This is a genomic window from Leptolyngbya boryana PCC 6306 (genome assembly GCF_000353285.1).
Lineage (GTDB): Bacteria > Cyanobacteriota > Cyanobacteriia > Leptolyngbyales > Leptolyngbyaceae > Leptolyngbya > Leptolyngbya boryana.
Window position 1 is genome coordinate 4,127,385 of sequence record NZ_KB731324.1, and the last position, 15,205, is coordinate 4,142,589.

At 47.7% G+C, this 15,205-nt stretch carries 15 protein-coding genes; 4 read left to right on the forward strand and 11 right to left on the reverse strand.

From position 1 onward, the window contains the following. Positions 1 to 29: 29 nt before the first annotated feature. Positions 30 to 1,544 carry a glycoside hydrolase family 10 protein gene (locus LEPBO_RS0120580; protein ID WP_017289461.1) on the reverse strand — a complete coding sequence of 505 codons (1,515 nt, stop codon included), beginning with the start codon at positions 1,542 to 1,544 and terminating at the stop codon, positions 30 to 32. A 110-nt stretch (positions 1,545 to 1,654) separates the two neighbouring features. Next, positions 1,655 to 2,077 (reverse strand): nuclear transport factor 2 family protein, encoded by a 423-nt coding sequence (locus LEPBO_RS0120585; RefSeq protein ID WP_026148792.1) that lies wholly within the window; start codon positions 2,075 to 2,077, stop codon positions 1,655 to 1,657. A 125-nt stretch (positions 2,078 to 2,202) separates the two neighbouring features. Between LEPBO_RS0120585 and LEPBO_RS0120595 the strand changes: the two genes are divergently transcribed. Beyond that, positions 2,203 to 3,054, forward strand: a complete 852-nt coding sequence (locus tag LEPBO_RS0120595; RefSeq protein ID WP_017289464.1) for an Rpn family recombination-promoting nuclease/putative transposase — start codon at positions 2,203 to 2,205, stop codon at positions 3,052 to 3,054. On the opposite strand, the gene nadB is transcribed toward LEPBO_RS0120595, so the two are convergent. Together nadB and psbU are read right to left on the reverse strand one after the other, a co-directional pair. Further along, complete coding sequence (gene nadB / locus LEPBO_RS0120600; RefSeq protein WP_017289465.1) at positions 3,051 to 4,679, reverse strand: L-aspartate oxidase; 1,629 nt, start codon at positions 4,677 to 4,679, stop codon at positions 3,051 to 3,053. The two genes, LEPBO_RS0120595 and nadB, sit on opposite strands and share 4 nt — an antisense overlap. A gap of 82 nt (positions 4,680 to 4,761) precedes the next feature. Then, entirely contained in the window at positions 4,762 to 5,169 is a 408-nt protein-coding gene (gene psbU / locus LEPBO_RS0120605) for a photosystem II complex extrinsic protein PsbU (protein WP_017289466.1), read from the reverse strand. A gap of 208 nt (positions 5,170 to 5,377) precedes the next feature. On the opposite strand from psbU, the gene LEPBO_RS0120615 reads away from it, so the two are divergent. The 3 genes from LEPBO_RS0120615 (at position 5,378) to LEPBO_RS40210 (ending at position 9,508) form a co-directional block, all read left to right on the forward strand. Then, positions 5,378 to 6,892 carry an ATP-dependent DNA helicase gene (locus LEPBO_RS0120615; protein ID WP_017289468.1) on the forward strand — a complete coding sequence of 505 codons (1,515 nt, stop codon included), beginning with the start codon at positions 5,378 to 5,380 and terminating at the stop codon, positions 6,890 to 6,892. Between the two features lie 51 nt (positions 6,893 to 6,943). Further along, positions 6,944 to 7,156 carry a DUF2839 domain-containing protein gene (locus tag LEPBO_RS0120620; protein ID WP_017289469.1) on the forward strand — a complete coding sequence of 71 codons (213 nt, stop codon included), beginning with the start codon at positions 6,944 to 6,946 and terminating at the stop codon, positions 7,154 to 7,156. 297 nt (positions 7,157 to 7,453) lie between these two features. After that, positions 7,454 to 9,508: an MASE1 domain-containing protein gene (locus LEPBO_RS40210; protein ID WP_017289470.1), complete on the forward strand. Its 2,055-nt coding sequence runs from the start codon at positions 7,454 to 7,456 to the stop codon at positions 9,506 to 9,508. Between the two features lie 18 nt (positions 9,509 to 9,526). Here the strand turns inward: LEPBO_RS40210 and LEPBO_RS0120630 are convergent, their stop codons facing one another. From LEPBO_RS0120630 to LEPBO_RS0120665, 7 genes are all read right to left on the reverse strand, one after another. Beyond that, positions 9,527 to 11,254 carry a succinate dehydrogenase/fumarate reductase flavoprotein subunit gene (locus LEPBO_RS0120630; protein ID WP_017289471.1) on the reverse strand — a complete coding sequence of 576 codons (1,728 nt, stop codon included), beginning with the start codon at positions 11,252 to 11,254 and terminating at the stop codon, positions 9,527 to 9,529. 55 nt (positions 11,255 to 11,309) lie between these two features. Next, a complete protein-coding gene (locus LEPBO_RS0120635) occupies positions 11,310 to 11,825 on the reverse strand; it encodes a hypothetical protein (protein WP_017289472.1) in 516 nt (171 codons plus the stop codon). Further along, entirely contained in the window at positions 11,806 to 13,014 is a 1,209-nt protein-coding gene (locus LEPBO_RS0120640; RefSeq protein WP_017289473.1) for an urease accessory protein UreH domain-containing protein, read from the reverse strand. Before LEPBO_RS0120640 ends, LEPBO_RS0120635 begins: the two co-directional genes overlap by 20 nt. A 269-nt stretch (positions 13,015 to 13,283) precedes the next feature. Next, positions 13,284 to 13,526 (reverse strand): hypothetical protein, encoded by a 243-nt coding sequence (locus tag LEPBO_RS0120650; RefSeq protein ID WP_017289475.1) that lies wholly within the window; start codon positions 13,524 to 13,526, stop codon positions 13,284 to 13,286. 96 nt (positions 13,527 to 13,622) lie between these two features. Continuing rightward, complete coding sequence (locus tag LEPBO_RS0120655) at positions 13,623 to 13,829, reverse strand: hypothetical protein (RefSeq protein ID WP_017289476.1); 207 nt, start codon at positions 13,827 to 13,829, stop codon at positions 13,623 to 13,625. 401 nt (positions 13,830 to 14,230) lie between these two features. After that, positions 14,231 to 14,653, reverse strand: coding sequence for a tetratricopeptide repeat protein (locus tag LEPBO_RS0120660; protein ID WP_017289477.1), 423 nt, complete (start codon positions 14,651 to 14,653; stop codon positions 14,231 to 14,233). A gap of 72 nt (positions 14,654 to 14,725) precedes the next feature. Next, complete coding sequence (locus LEPBO_RS0120665; RefSeq protein ID WP_317135188.1) at positions 14,726 to 15,151, reverse strand: HesB/IscA family protein; 426 nt, start codon at positions 15,149 to 15,151, stop codon at positions 14,726 to 14,728. Positions 15,152 to 15,205 lie beyond the last annotated feature (54 nt).

Sequence of the window (15,205 nt, forward strand, 5' to 3'; positions counted from 1 at the left end):
ACTTCGACGAGCCAGCTTGGGAAATCTCCTCACAACTGCCGCTGTGAGCAAGATTTGCGATCTTGATCCGATCGCGGTTCCTGCCAAGAATAAGCAAAGTGGCTAATCGAAGTAATTCGCGGCGAAAGCGACTTCAATGCCTGCATTTGTACTTCTAACGGCGGACGATTACTCACAGACATCTGCCAAATTCCAGCCAGTACAGGTTTCACCTCTGTCCCCGCAGGTGTTAGCGACAATACGCGCTGCACTTGTTTCACAACACAATCCGCCTTGCCACAAGTCGCATACGACATTGGATGCCAAGCAATATTTTTGGGAAACCGATCCCAAGGCTGTAACCGCGAATCATATCCCAACCCAACCATCTGATTGCCTTCTGGAAAAAATACAGCCCCCGCAGGCAGTCCTACTTGCTGAACCGGATAAGTTGCAACATTGAGAAAATCGACCACTCCCTGCATCGCATGAGCCACACTCAACCGCCACAGATCCATCTGCAAAATTCTTGCCCGCTGCGCGACAGACCCACGAGTATCGATCGCTGCCGAGGTGCGCCCCTGCCACATCGGAACTTTCTCTCTCGGAAAGAGCTTATCGACTGCTGCCACATCACTTGCATTGATCGCACCACGATCGAGATACCGTTTAATCAGTTCTCGTCCCTTATTATTCAACCCACGATCGACTAACGCTTTCCGGGACGCATCTCCAAACACCCAAAGATCTCGAACCTTCGTGGCAATCGATGCTGTCCCTTGACTGCGCGGATAGCGAATGTAATCGAACAACACCCCATCCGGTTTACGTTTTAGGACTGCTTGCATCATCCGGTAATAGTCTTGTTTGGCAGGCAAGCTATACGGATCGATAAACGCTTCATTCGGATTCAAACTTCCCAGTTCTGTGCTTAACCCTGCCAATGTATTTGCCGTCAAACTGGTCTGCCCGCGCCCATTTCGTAACAGTGAAACTTGCTTTTCTGGCTGATTTGCATAGCTATTCCCGAAGTTCATGCTAAACATCCAGGCATAAACTTTTAAGCCGCGCGCGCGACCCTTCTGAATAATCTGTGCCAGTAGATCTACATTACTTGGAGACTGAAGCATCGACTGCCAAGCCGTCGGATTGTCCGACGTTGGTAGTAAAACCATGCCATTAAAAAATGTCTCGACATACACTTCGTTATAGCCTCGATCGACAATGCGATCGAGGACTTCATCAATTCCTCCAGGCCTTGCATCACAGGCATACAAGCGCAACCAAATGCCCTGAGTTTTCAGCCAGTTTTGATTCCGACATTGCCGTAACTGATTAGCCTGTTGCGTGAGAATTTGCTGATATTTCTGCTGAGCTTCTGCTCCGCCCTTGAGTGCTGCCCGACGCGCCGCATCTTTTTGTGCGATCGTCGCTGAAGTTTGCTGACAGTATGGGAGAAAATCTGCCTTTGCAACCGTACGCCAAACCCCTTGGGCAAGCAGACTGGTTGTGACGATCGCAAACACGAATCCCAGTTGAAACCGACGAAAAGAACTCACGCGCATAGATGAATTTAGAGGAACTCGACAAGTTCAGCACAATCTCAGAGTGTATCTGCTCTTATTCAAAATGCAGCACCAAAATTGCCCTGTCTTTTAGGATCGTGAATTGGAGTTCAACGTTCCCAACGAAATTGTCGATCGGATTCTTGAATGGGTAAATCATTAATACTGGCTTCTCGTCGTCGCATCAGCCCATTTTCTGCAAACTCCCATTGCTCATTGCCATAAGAGCGATACCATTGCCCAGAATCGTCATGCCATTCGTAGGCGAATTTGACAGAGATACGATTTTCGGTGAAGCTCCACAGTTCTTTTTTCAGCCGATAGTCCAATTCTTTGTTCCATTTGCGTCTGAGAAACGCTCGAATTTCTTCTCGTCCGCTCAAAAATTCTGCTCGATTCCGCCATTGCGAATCTTCAGTATAAGCCAGTGCAACGCGATCGGGGTCGCGGGTATTCCAAGCATCCTCCGCCGCTTGAATTTTTGCTTTTGCAGTTTCTAAGGTGAAAGGAGGTAAAGGCGGTTTCATTTCCATGTCTCGCATCCAAAATTGTCGCCATCGCATCTTAGAAGGTTTGCGGCAATTGACAAGGAACGAAAATCTTAAAAATTGTCAGAGGATAAAGCAGTACAATTGATCGAGTCTTATCAAAGCTCGACATGCGGCGCGATCCCCTTTTCTACAAACTGTTTCAGCAATCTCCAGTCCTATTATTTGAGTTGCTTGAGACTCGACCCGCGAATGCAGCAGAGTATCGATTTGATTCTGTTGCAGTCAAAGAGCCGAAATTTGAAATTGATGGCGTATTTCTGCCGCCTGAATCTGATGAATCTGGCATTGTCTATTTCTGCGAAATTCAATTCCAGAAAGACGAGAAACTCTATGAACGCCTATTTAGCGAATCGTCGCTGTATTTTTATCAAAACAGTTCTCGCTTCTCAGATTGGCAAGCGGTGGTGATTTATCCCTCACGAAGTTTAGAGCAAAGCAAGCAGTATCCTCACCGTTCCCTCTTAAACGGCGAGCAAGTTCATCGCATTTACCTTGATGAATTAGGCGATGTGCAATCTTTGCCGCTGCTCGTTGCCGCCTTGGTTCTGACGATCAAACCAGAAGCCGAAGCTCCTCAATTTGCTCGAAACTTATTAGTTCGAGCCGAGCAAGAACCACTAACGCTGAGCGAGAGAAACGACATAATAGATATCGTGACCGCGATCATGGTTTACAAGTTTTCAACCTTAAGTCGAGCAGAGGTCAGAGCAATGATCGGAATCAATTTATCTGAAGAACCCCGTGCGATTCGAGAAGCGAAAGAAGAAGGGCGCGAAGAGCAGACGATCGCGCTTGTTTCCCGACAATTAACCCGACGACTCCAGCAAGAGCTTCCTGAATCAGTTCGCTCTCAACTCACAACGCTCCCGCTCCCCATTCTTGAAGACCTGAGTGAAGCCTTACTCGATTTCACAAGCTTGGCAGATTTAGAGAATTGGCTCTCAGAACATTGCGCCTAGTGCCGAATTGGAGCAGTAGACCATTTCTCCCCCTGCACGATCGTATGCACTTGCCATTCACTCAAAGTATCGGGAAAGTCCGATCGATAATGTCCGCCCCGACTTTCCGTTCTCAAGTGGGCACTTTTCAAAATCAAATGCGCGACATCGAGTAAGTTGTATAACTCTCCCCAATCCCGCAATTCTGATGCTGAAACCTGGAGTTTCACTGCCTGTTGCGGTTTGAGATGGATTAAGACTTGACTCAGCGGAAGCTGCAAAAAGTCATGCTGCCAGAGTTCGATTTGAGCGATCGCGCTTTCTAAAGTCTTCTGGTCTCGCGAAATGCCTGCACTCTGCCACACTAATCGCGGCAAGGCAGCCCGAAGTTGCTCGATCGAGGTAAATTCTACATCTGCGATCGAGTCGATCTCTGCAACGGTCTGGGCTGAGATTGGTTCGAGTTGGAGCGATCGAAATTGTGCGCCAAACACCAAACACTCTAGCAGCGAATTACTGGCTAAACGATTTGCGCCATGAACTCCAGTACTGGCAGTTTCACCCACTGCATATAAATTCTCGATCGAGGTTCGATTCTCCACATCCGTCCCAATGCCGCCCATCCAATAATGCGCCGCCGGAGCAACCGGAATCGGTTCTTTGAAAACATCTACCCCCCATTTTTGGCAGACTTGAATGATATTTGGAAAGCGATGCTGAATCGTTTCAACGGGAATGGGACGCAAATCGAGAAATACATTGGCACTCGCCGGATCAGATTCCGTTTTCTGAATGTGATTAAAAATCGCCCGGCTCACCACATCGCGCGGCGCTAATTCCCCGGCTGGATGGTAATCAAACGCAAATCGATGTCCTGTTCGATCGACTAAATGCGCTCCTTCGCCTCGCACCGCTTCGCTAATCAAAAATCTTGGTGCGCCTGGTTTCGTCAAAGCCGTCGGATGAAATTGCACAAATTCTAGATCGCGCAGCAGCGCTCCGGCTCGATGCGCGATCGCCACTCCATCGCCTGTACTGACTGCCGGATTTGTCGTCTGAGCAAAAACCTGTCCACCTCCGCCTGTTGCCAAAATCACAGCCTGAGCGCGAATCCAATGCACTTGTGAATGGTGAATCAAGCAAACGCCCTGACAGCGATTTTGCTCATCCAACCAAATATCTAAAACAAACGTTTGATCCAAGGTCTGAATATTTTCGCGTTCCAGCACTCGCTCTGCCAAAACGCTCACCACCGCACGACCCGTTGTATCTGCGGCATGTAGCACTCGCCGTCGAGAATGTGCCGCCTCTAACGTCAGCGCCAACTGATTGTGATGTCGATCGAATGCCACCCCCAAATCCACCAAATTGTGAATACAGTCTGCTGCGTGCTCCACCAGAAACGTCACGGCATCGACATCACACAGCCCTGCCCCTGCCGAGAGCGTATCCGCAATGTGCAAATCGGTTGAATCTTGAGGATCGATCACCGCCGCAATGCCGCCTTGTGCCCAATCACTCGCCGAGCGTGCTACCGAATCTTTGGTAATCAGCCCCACCCGATATTGAGACGGCAAACAGAGCGCCGTATATAAACCAGCCGCCCCCGCTCCAACCACCAGCACATCATACGCAGACTGCAACATACGCTTCCTATATAAAAAAATCGCTCCCACAGACATTGAATTCTGTAGAGAGCGTCGAGTTGACAAGTTTCTCGATCGTCAATTAGCGATAAATGCCATTGTTATAGCGATCGCCGCCTTCAACGAGTTCTTTAGACACTTCGGTCACAACGAAATTATCCAAATTCGATTGCAGCACTTCTTTCTGCTTGTCGTTCAGTCCTGGAATATCCAAAACATCTTCCACAGATTCATACGGCGCATATTTAATAATCAATCCCGCCAAAGTCGGATATAGCCCTGGCAATTCGCGGAAAGCCCGAACGTTTGTATTGTTCAGGTCAAGTTTCTTACCGAATTCGGTTGCCATCTTATCTTCGACCACATTGCGGTACTCAGCCGCCAACACGGTGACTCCATTCAAGTTTGCTGCGACTGCCGCTTGGGAAAACCAGCCCAGACAGCCCACCACCAAACTCACCATCGCCAAAACGCGAATCAAACGTTTCATTGTTAATCCCTCCCAACTGGATCGAGCAAACGCAATACACAGCTTTTATTAGAGCCTATCATTTTGCGACCGCGATTGAGAATCTTTTAGATGAGGTGGGAAGTCCCCTACTCCCCACTCCCCACTCTCCCCAAAAGCAAATTAACTTACCGCAGGGTTTTGAATGAGTGTGTCAAAATGATGATTTAGTTCCAAATCGGGTGACTTTGTGATTGAGGTAGAAGTCCATCAACAACTCCGCGCCTTTCTCAGAGAACAAGGCGAATTGTACTGGTCGCACCATTTGACGATGGCGCGTCTGGTCGCGCGGGCGCTTCGGATTGGACGGAGTGCCTTGATTCAAACCGGGACACCGGGTGATCTTCAGGGACGGTATCGCCTCAGTTATCTTGTGCCCTTGCTGATGTGGCAAGAACCAGTGGTTCTGGTCGTGCCGGAAGCGATTCAGCAACGGATTTTAAGAGTCGAGATTCCCCGATTGCGGCAGTGGATTGAGTATCCCAAACCGATTCAAACGGGCGATCGCTGGCCGGCTCCCGATTACAAAGGCATTTTGATTACAACGCCTGAAGCTTGGTTGAGCGATCGCTTAAATTCCGAGGGCAGATTTCCGACTGGAATTCCGACAATTATTGACGGAGTGGATGATCTCGAATCTTGGACGCGCGATCTGTTAACCGTGCAACTCGATTCAGCCGATTGGGAAGCGCTGATGCTGGCTTGTCCAGCGCAAGCCGATTTGATTCGAGATTCTCGGATTCAACTGATTCGAGCAATTTTTCAACATCCTGCTAATCCTTACGAATGCTATTTGATTGAGCAAGCTGAACGCGATATTTTACTCGAACTCAAATTTTACTTAACTGAGACATTGCCGCCAAATTGGGCGCATTTTTTTGAGCAGTTACAGCAAAACGATCGCTTAGTTTGGGTGACGATTTTACGGCAAGCTGGACAGTTTTCGCTGCATTGCACTCCGGTGAAGATTGCTTCGTTTCTAGAGCCGATTTGGACACAGCAGCCGACGGTTCTGATCGGGGGCGCGTTGGATCTCGATACAGATGCAGAGATTTATCGATCAAATGTGGGCTTAGATGACGATTTGACCTGTTTGAAATTCGCCCTCGATCGCCAAGAAGATCTGATTCAGCTTTATCAGCCCGAAGGAATTCCGCTGCCTAATACGCCTCAGTTTCAAGGAGCGTTGCTGAAAGAATTGCGATCGTTGCTGAGTCTGTCCGCCTCGGTTCAGCGATTAACCGTGATTTTGGTCGGGGATACGCCGCTGCGATCGCAAGTGGGATCAATTTTGGCGGCTGAGTTTGGGTCGAGAGTGCAAGTTGAGCGCACATGTTTGGAAGAAAACGGGATTTTAGTCACAGGTTGGGAGTTTTGGCGAGAGCATCAGGGAGTTTTGCCTGCACCATATGTGTTCGCGATCGCGACTTTACCGATTCCTTCGCTCGAACATCCGCTGGTTGCAGGTCGCGTTGCCTATTACAAACAGCATCGTCAAGATTGGTTTCGGCTGTATCTCCTACCAGAAGCGCTAAGTGAGCTACAGCGATCGATTGCTCCGGTGCGAGAATGTCAAGGGTTTGTCGCAATCTTAGATAGCCGCGTTTTACACCGAAGCTATGGTGCTCAAGTTTTGACCGCACTCAGCCCATTTGCGCGGATTTCTTATTTGGATTCGAGCTTGTTCAACCCTGTAGACGAATAAGCATTCGCGATATGATCAGAATCAATACACTCAAACATTTTTTTCAACCTTATGGGAGAAGCAAAACGTCGTAAAGAAGCGCTGGGTGAAGAGTATGGCAAAGAGCAAAAGATTGCTCCCTGGCTGCCAGTCACAAAGACTCAAACCCAAAAATTTATGAATTGGACAACGACGGGGGCATGGACTGGAATTATCCTGCTCGTTGTGGCGTGGCTCGTGATTCGATTTGTCGGTCCGGCAGCAGGCTGGTGGGCCGTGAATTAAGTTAAGAGAATTGACTTTGAAAGGGGACCAACTTGATCCCCTTTTTTGTTGTGATCGCTTTCTAGCGCTATACAATTCATCCAGCAATCGTTTTATCCGAATTCAGATCACCAGCCATTAAGCCTCGTTGAACAGAAAGTGATCCAAGTCTTTGGGCGCAAAGTAATCTCATAGCTGCATAGTAGCTTTTAGACATCGTTGGCAATGCTTACCTTGAACTGATTCTGGGAATATTGAAACTGCTCGGCTCAGTCTCCATTCAGTCTACTAGTCAACTGTGTCTATCACTAAGATTCAATGAACTCTATCGCAGCCCCTAAGCCCTCTGCATTCATTTATCGACTAGTCGGAACCGCATTAGTCTACTACATTACAGCCAAATTGGGGCAATATCTCGCCATTCCACCTGGCTTTATTACGCCTGTTTACGCCCCCTCTGGCATTGCCGTTGCAGTGCTGTTGTGCTGGGGGGATCAGCTTGCAGTCGGGATATGGATTGCTGCATTAATCGCAGCAGCGTGGCCTCTGTGGGTGAATACGGGCAATGGGGCAATGTCGATGGTGTCAGGATTAGGCATTGCAACGGGTTCTGTTTTGCAAGCATTAGTAGGAGCATGGTTACTTCGCCGCTGGGTTGGAGCAGACCTATTGTTTCAAAAAGCTCAGAACGTCTTCAAGTTTGCGGGAATTGAACTATTCAGCTGCATGATTAGCCCCACCCTTGGAGCCGGAACGATGCTCTTGTGTGGACTCATTTCACCGAATAACTTTCTCAATAGCTGGATCACGTTCTGGCTTGGAGACTACATTGGAGTCTTGGTGATTGCGCCGCTCCTCATTTTGATGTGGCTCGATCGCATTGCAACCTGGCAATGGTTAGGACAAACTTTCAAATCAGCGCAAAAGAATGCATTGGATATTGCATCTATTGCTCGCCTGCTGGTGCACCCAGATCATTCTCCTGAAACTTCTCGACAATTTAAGCAGTTGCGAGAAGTTGGGATTTGGTTAGTGCTGATCTCGATCGTCGGGATTATTGCTTTTGGCATGGCATATCCGATCGAGTATATGGTCGTTCCCTTACTGGTTTGGGCAGCACTACGATTTGGGCAGCGGTTCACAAATTACTCGATTCTCCTAGTTGCTGGACTTGCACTCGCAGGAACAATTCACGGAACTAGTTCTTTTAATCGCAGCACGCTGAACGAGACATTGTTGTTGCTGCAAGCCTTTATTGGTGCAATCACCTTGATGATGCTAGTGCTCTCTGCTGTGATCATAGAACGAGAACAAGCAAAAACTAGCCTTGAACAAGCAAATGCCGACCTCGAATCTAAAATTGAGGCTCGAACAGCAGAACTACAATTAGCAAAACATTATCTCGAAGAGCAAGTCCAAGAACGTACAGCCAGTCTGAGCCAAGCATTAGCCGAACTGACTCATACGCACGAAAGTCTCAAGCAAGCTCAATTACAGCTCGTGCAAACCGAGAAGATGTCTTCTCTCGGTCAATTGGTTGCTGGAGTCGCCCACGAGATTAATAATCCGATTGGTTTCATCTTCGGCAACATTACTTACACGACCGCTTATACACAAGATTTACTCGATCTGTTGGAGCTTTACCAGACGACTTATGATCAACCGACACCCGCGATTCAAGCCAAACTTGAAGAGGTCGATCTAGAATTTCTCAAAGCTGATCTCCCCAAAACGTTCTCATCAATGCGAGCTGGGGCAGACCGAGTTAAGCAGATTGTTCTGTCTTTGCGTAACTTCTCCCGTTTAGACGAAGCAGCTTTCAAACCCGCTAATATTCATGAAGGCATCGATAATGCGCTCGTCATTCTAGACCATCAATTAAAAGCAACAAATCATCGCTCTGCGATTCAAGTCGTCAAGACTTACGGACAGATTCCCCTCATCGAGTGCTATGTCGGTCAACTCAACCAGGTCTTCATGAATATCTTGGTCAACGCGATCGAAGCAATTGCACCTGATAAGCAAGCAACTCGCACCAACACATCTTGTCATGCACTCGCAGCACGGACAGACAGACCAGGCACGAAGCTATTCGATATACTCCAGACTTATTCTGTTCCAACCATTCACATCGATACGGAACTGCAAGAAAAGTCTGTTGTCATTCGCATCGCTGATAACGGACCAGGGATGACGGAAGAAACCCTCAAAAATATCTTTAATCCATTTTTCACGACTAAACCTGTGGGTCAAGGCACTGGCTTAGGTCTATCGATTAGCTATCAAATCATTACCGAACGGCATCAGGGCACTTTGCAATGCCATTCGGTGCTGGATTATGGGACAGAGTTTATCATTCAGATTCCGCGCTAAAGTTCTACACAGCCGAATTTAATACTTCCGCTCTTGTGGCTCGAATTGATTAATCACCACGGGTAGATAGTTAATATCAATGCCTGCTGCTGAATAGTAAGCTAATGTGTGTTTGAGGAATGCAGCATCGTCTCGCTGCTGATAGTCTTCGCGAAAATGGGAGCCTCGGCTCTCTTTGCGATTGATCGCCGAGAACAGAATCATCTCACCGACGACAAAGAGCGATCGCAGTTCCAACGCTTCGATCAATTCCGTGTTCCAGCTTGTTCCCCGATCGTCGAGGCGAATCTGACTATACTTTTGCTGCAATTCCCGCAGTTGGAGTAATCCAGCTTGCATGACTTCATCAGTCCGGAACACACCGCAATGCTCGGTCATACAGTCTTGATAAGCTTGGCGAATTTCGTGAATCCGGTACTGTCCAGATTGATTAAATAAGCCTTGAATTTGGGCTTGTGCTTCTGTGATATAGTGATCGGCATTCAGATCCGGAGCTTTCCGACCTTGGACAAATTTCGCGATCGAGGCTCCGGTTCGCCGCCCATACACGACGCATTCTAACAGCGAGTTACTGCCTAATCGATTCGCCCCATGCACCGAGACGCAAGACGTTTCGCCTGCTGCAAAAAATCCATCGACTAGCTCGTCGGCACTCGCTCGAACTCGTCCATCTGTATTGACGGGAATACCGCCCATGCAATAATGCACCGTTGGGCGAACTGGCATTGGCTCCGTCACTGCATCGACCCCGACTAAGCGATGGGCTTCTTCCCAGCAGAAGGGGACGCGACTCATGATTTTCTCTTTGCCCATATGTCGCAAATCGAGATAAACATAAGGCCCACCCGGACTTCCATCGGGTTTAACGCCACGTCCGGCTCGCACCTCAGACACGATCGCACGGGAGGTAATATCGCGTGGGGCAAGCTCCATCCGACTCGGAGCGTAGTTTGCCATAAAGCGATCGCCATCGCTGTTAATCAGATACGCCCCTTCACCCCGAACAGCTTCAGAAATTAACACCCCAACCGGATACAAACCCGTCGGATGAAACTGAACAAATTCCATGTCTTCGAGCGGCAATCCTGCCATCGCAGTCATCGCTAACCCGTCACCTGTCGAAGCGTAATCGTTAGACGTGGTGTTGTAAACCCGTCCATAGCCTCCCGTTGCAAACATCACGGCTTTGGCGCGAACGACTTCGATATGTCCGCTGAGCAAGTGATACATCACCACCCCTTTCGCCTGACCGTCTTCTAAGATCAGACGCATCACGTACCATTCTTCGTAGATCTTGACTCCGTACTTCATCAAGTTACAAATCAATTCATGCAAAATCGCATGTCCTGTTTTATCGGCTGCGTAACAGGTGCGATTGTGAGAATGTCCGCCGAATGCGCGTTGAGCAATTCGACCATCCGCCAGTCGCGAGAACAGCACGCCCATATGCTCTAGATCGATCACGACATCTGGAGCTTCCTGCGTCAAAATTGCGACTGCATCCTGGTCAGCTAAATAGTCCGAACCTTTAACAGTATCAAAGGCATGTGCTTCCCAGGAGTCAGTATCATCGACGTTTTTAAGAGACGCTGCCATGCCACCTTGTGCGGCAACCGAGTGCGATCGAATCGGGTGGGTTTTGGCAACAACGGCGATGCTGAGACTAGGATTGGTGCGGACAATTTCCAGCGCTGCACGTGATCCAGCCAGCCCGCCCCCAACAATAATGACATCGTGATCAATCATGGGTCACATTCGGAAAATTCGGCATTTCTCATTGTGACTCGAATTTTGGGTTCTGCTATTTTTTAAGGGTTCTTTTTACAATCCAAGCGCCCGTTAAAAGCACGATCGCACTCAGTCCGACAGGCAAAACCCAATTCGTCTGTGGGGTGGTTTGAATCGGAGTTGCAGCGACAGGGCTAGATTGCGGTGCAGTTCCAGCTTGAACTGTCACCTCGTAAGCAAATTGAAATTCATTAAAGTCGTCTGCTTGCTTAGGAGTGCCGCTGATTTCCAGGGTATAAATTCCCGCTTTTGGAAACGTAATGTCTGCACCTGGAATGCCTTGATATTGCTCGGCTGAAATAGCTTTTAATTGCGGTTGTTTGAGGATTGTATTCTTAGAGATCACTTTGAGTTGACAGTTACAGCGATCGAGCGGAATGATTTCTCCACCCGCTTTAGTCAGTGCAAACCAAGCTTGTGAAACTTCACCGACTTTTGGATTATGGTTTGGCTCGATGTGAAAAGTCGCAGCAACATTGCCAGAAGTTTTAATATTATGAGCAATTAAATTATCGTTTAGATGCAGCATAGAACTTTTCTAAAGAGAAGAGCGACCAAAAAATTTGTAGTCGAATCAATAAGACTGTAATCACAAGAAAGATTAAAATTCCGACTCGGAAGCGATGAATAAAATCAGAGTTAATTTCACCCAGGTAATTCGATCCCGTAAGGCTTGTGTGAATCACAGCGAGAATTAAGACAGGAATGCTAACGAGATGGATTTTTCGCCATGCCGTGCCTAATTTAGCAACAGCAAAATCGAAACTTGTCAACGCTAGGGGAATCATCAACCCCAATGCAATTATCCCTGCCCACATTCCAATTTGTTGATTGGGAAGCAGAAATGCGATCGCATAAATATTCCAGTTAAACGTGTGATCCAAAAAATGTCCCATATGCGCACAGGACAGCACAAATGCACCCACGCCTAACGCTCGCCGATACCGCAACGGAGCCGCCCAAATCCGACTAATCGGTCGCGCAATCAGCGCGACCATTAAACAAATTAAAGCAGCATGTCCGGTGTAGTCCACCATATCGCTACTTCTAAACAAGGTCAAAAGACCGATCGTCAAAGTTATCCAACCCGCTAATTTAAACAGTTGACTTCGGCGATCGCGACTCAATGCCCCCGCAAATAATCCAGTGCTAATCATCATTGGCGCAGTTCCTCCGCCAAATGCCAGCATCGTCAGTGCGCCTTGTAAGGCATTGCCAGTTTCTGCGGCTTTAATCTGTGCCGCATAGAGAAATCCGCAGGGAATCAGCCCCCAAACTAGACCAAGGATTGCCGGAGTCCACCATTTTCGCGATCGTGAAAAGTCGCCCAAGCGTTGACTCAAGCGATCGTGCAATTTTCCCTGAATTGGATGCAGAATCGGAACTTGCGGCAGCCAAGTTGGATTGATATTCGCAAGACCAAACCAAATGAGCAGTAACCCGGTCACGATCGCGAGTCCTCGTCTCAAGGCACTATCAATCCCAGCCAGTTGTCCACCCGCGATCAGCACCGATCCAAGCGCCCCGATCGCGGCTCCGACTAGGGTGTAGCTCATCACCCGTCCAGCATTCAAGAGAAGATTGAATCTCAATTGCGCAAAGCGAGAAGTGCGATCGTTCGACAGCGAGAATGCAACGGTAAGCGGACTACACATGCCCAGACAATGCCCGAAGCTGCCCAAAAACCCAACACTAGCCATTAACAAGAGATCTAACATCCTCCAATGCTATCGCGATTTGAAATCGGGTTGGGTACTTGTGTTTTGGATTTTAGCGTTTGGAGCGAGGGGATATTACAGGTGTAGGTTTGTGATGAAGAGGTCAGTGCAGACTGATCTGGCTCGATAATGAAGGTCGTCCATCTTGGAGCGAAGGACGCTACGAGGCTCCTCCTTGAAACAATGGAACTGCATCCCAACAAGACCGTGAAGCAACTGCCGCATGGGGAGTGGCTATCGCAATCGCAGGTTGGTGATCATGGGTTTAATTAATTTGGATTCAGGCGTTTCATCACCCAGCTACTTAATCCACTAATTAATGCGCCTGCCATCAAAATTCCTAACGCAGGTTGAACCACTGGAGTCCAGAGTGAAAGCCAAAGATTCAGCCCCAAAGGAAACTTTGCCGCATTGCCAATGAGCGCGATCGCGAACCAGCCAAAACACAGCAGCACAAAAAATAAATTCAGCATCAAGGCTGTATTCAGCCACTTAAAAACCGTTTCTTTCATCACCCAACACAATGCATCAGCGATTCTAACCCTAACAAAAATCGGGTTGAAACTGAAGATAGCTCAACCCGATCGCACATTAAAAAAGTCAATACATTAGAGTTCATGAACCGATGGGAAATCCTTCTCGCGTGAAATTTGCAGATTCTCAGGATCGACGTAATGGCATACCGCATCATTCAAACAAATTACCGCCCAACCCGACTGGTGCATTTCCACTAATTGATATCCCGAAGCATGTTGTACGAAATAGCCTTTGTGATTGCGCGTTCCAGGTTTGACACCGACTCGATCGATAGACATGGTAATCCGCTCCTTAAGCTACAAGAAAATCGTCGATCGACACCCTAAAAAGCAATGAGAAAACGTGAGTTTAGTCTGCTAAACTAAACTCGCACACTGCGAAATAAAGCACGCAAGTTAATCTTTGACTTGCTCTCTGAAGTGACGAAAAGACTGTAAAAGACGAGGTATTTAACCTCGTCTTCAAATACTATCACTGTCTTTCTAAGTTTTCTATTAACTTATTTATGTTTGTATTACAACGATTAAAGTAATCTGTAGATTTTCAACTCAAAAATGCGACGAAATCGTTGCATTTATTCTGATGTTTGTAAATGCTCATTTACGAGCGCACAATTTCAATAAAAAAGAGCCAGAATTCACGTCTGACTCTACAAGAATGTGAAGAAAATTGAAGTAAATTAAGACTCAAATAGCCAGGCTTTGACGCGTTCCATACTTTTCCAACCTGGTTTTCTGGTCAATCCATCTTCAATATTTTGCTGAACTTCTTCGCGCAATTCTTCTACAGCAAAAACCAATTGCTGCGCCATTTCAACATGAGGTCTCACCCCAGGTTTAGACAAGTCCAACATTGCTAAGACTAAATTAATTCGAGCTTGAGCATCTTGTGGCACAAGTTTCACCGCTTTTTGCGCCGCAGGGAACGCTAAAGCGGGTTTATCTGCCAAAAGATAGAGCCATGCCAAGCAAGTCCAAGCTGCGCCCGTTTTACGAGAGCGATCGCAGATTTCTTTAAATACGGGAATCAACGTTTCAGGAGATTCCCCCGCTTTGTAGCGCTCTAATCCTTCATCGAAAAGGGTTTCAACCGTTTGAGTCATGACAATTTACAACCAATAACAAAGTGGTTAGCAGCATTGCCACTAACCCCTAAGATCTAACAATTTATTAGTTTAAGCTGAGAATGATTTGCCGCAACCACAAGTTTGGTCAGCGTTGGGATTCGTAAATTGGAAGCCACCCCCAATCAAGGCAGTGCTGTAATCCAATTGCAATCCATATAAATAGAGCAGACTTTTTGGATCACAGACGACTTTGAAGCCATCGTAATCGTAAACGTGATCGTCGTCTCGAATATTGCTGGGATCTTCAAAGTCCATTGTGTAGGACATGCCAGAACAGCCACCGCCCCGCACACCTACGCGCAGGCAAAGATCTTTTCCTTGCTGTTCTCGAAGCGTGAGGACATGTTTAAGTGCGGCATCGGTCATCAGAATGCCGCGTTGGGGAGTTTTGGTTTCAGTTGCTTGTGTCATGAGAAATGCGATCGCTCCTGTAGAAAGGTGGAGAGGTGAAGTCCTTTGACCATTCACTTTCATCTTAGCAACTCTATGCCCGACGCGCCTTGGCAATAAACATTGCGGAACCTTAAG

Bases quoted from the DNA above. Each gene is read 5' to 3' on its own strand.
- LEPBO_RS0120580 (WP_017289461.1), bottom strand. From the start codon at position 1,544: ATGCGCGTGAGTTCTTTTCGTCGGTTTCAACTGGGATTCGTGTTTGCG.
- LEPBO_RS0120585 (WP_026148792.1), bottom strand. From the start codon at position 2,077: ATGGAAATGAAACCGCCTTTACCTCCTTTCACCTTAGAAACTGCAAAA.
- LEPBO_RS0120595 (WP_017289464.1), top strand. From the start codon at position 2,203: ATGCGGCGCGATCCCCTTTTCTACAAACTGTTTCAGCAATCTCCAGTC.
- nadB (WP_017289465.1), bottom strand. From the start codon at position 4,679: ATGTTGCAGTCTGCGTATGATGTGCTGGTGGTTGGAGCGGGGGCGGCT.
- psbU (WP_017289466.1), bottom strand. From the start codon at position 5,169: ATGAAACGTTTGATTCGCGTTTTGGCGATGGTGAGTTTGGTGGTGGGC.
- LEPBO_RS0120620 (WP_017289469.1), top strand. From the start codon at position 6,944: ATGGGAGAAGCAAAACGTCGTAAAGAAGCGCTGGGTGAAGAGTATGGC.
- LEPBO_RS40210 (WP_017289470.1), top strand. From the start codon at position 7,454: ATGAACTCTATCGCAGCCCCTAAGCCCTCTGCATTCATTTATCGACTA.
- LEPBO_RS0120630 (WP_017289471.1), bottom strand. From the start codon at position 11,254: ATGATTGATCACGATGTCATTATTGTTGGGGGCGGGCTGGCTGGATCA.
- LEPBO_RS0120635 (WP_017289472.1), bottom strand. From the start codon at position 11,825: ATGCTGCATCTAAACGATAATTTAATTGCTCATAATATTAAAACTTCT.
- LEPBO_RS0120640 (WP_017289473.1), bottom strand. From the start codon at position 13,014: ATGTTAGATCTCTTGTTAATGGCTAGTGTTGGGTTTTTGGGCAGCTTC.
- LEPBO_RS0120650 (WP_017289475.1), bottom strand. From the start codon at position 13,526: ATGAAAGAAACGGTTTTTAAGTGGCTGAATACAGCCTTGATGCTGAAT.
- LEPBO_RS0120655 (WP_017289476.1), bottom strand. From the start codon at position 13,829: ATGTCTATCGATCGAGTCGGTGTCAAACCTGGAACGCGCAATCACAAA.
- LEPBO_RS0120660 (WP_017289477.1), bottom strand. From the start codon at position 14,653: ATGACTCAAACGGTTGAAACCCTTTTCGATGAAGGATTAGAGCGCTAC.
- LEPBO_RS0120665 (WP_317135188.1), bottom strand. From the start codon at position 15,151: ATGAAAGTGAATGGTCAAAGGACTTCACCTCTCCACCTTTCTACAGGA.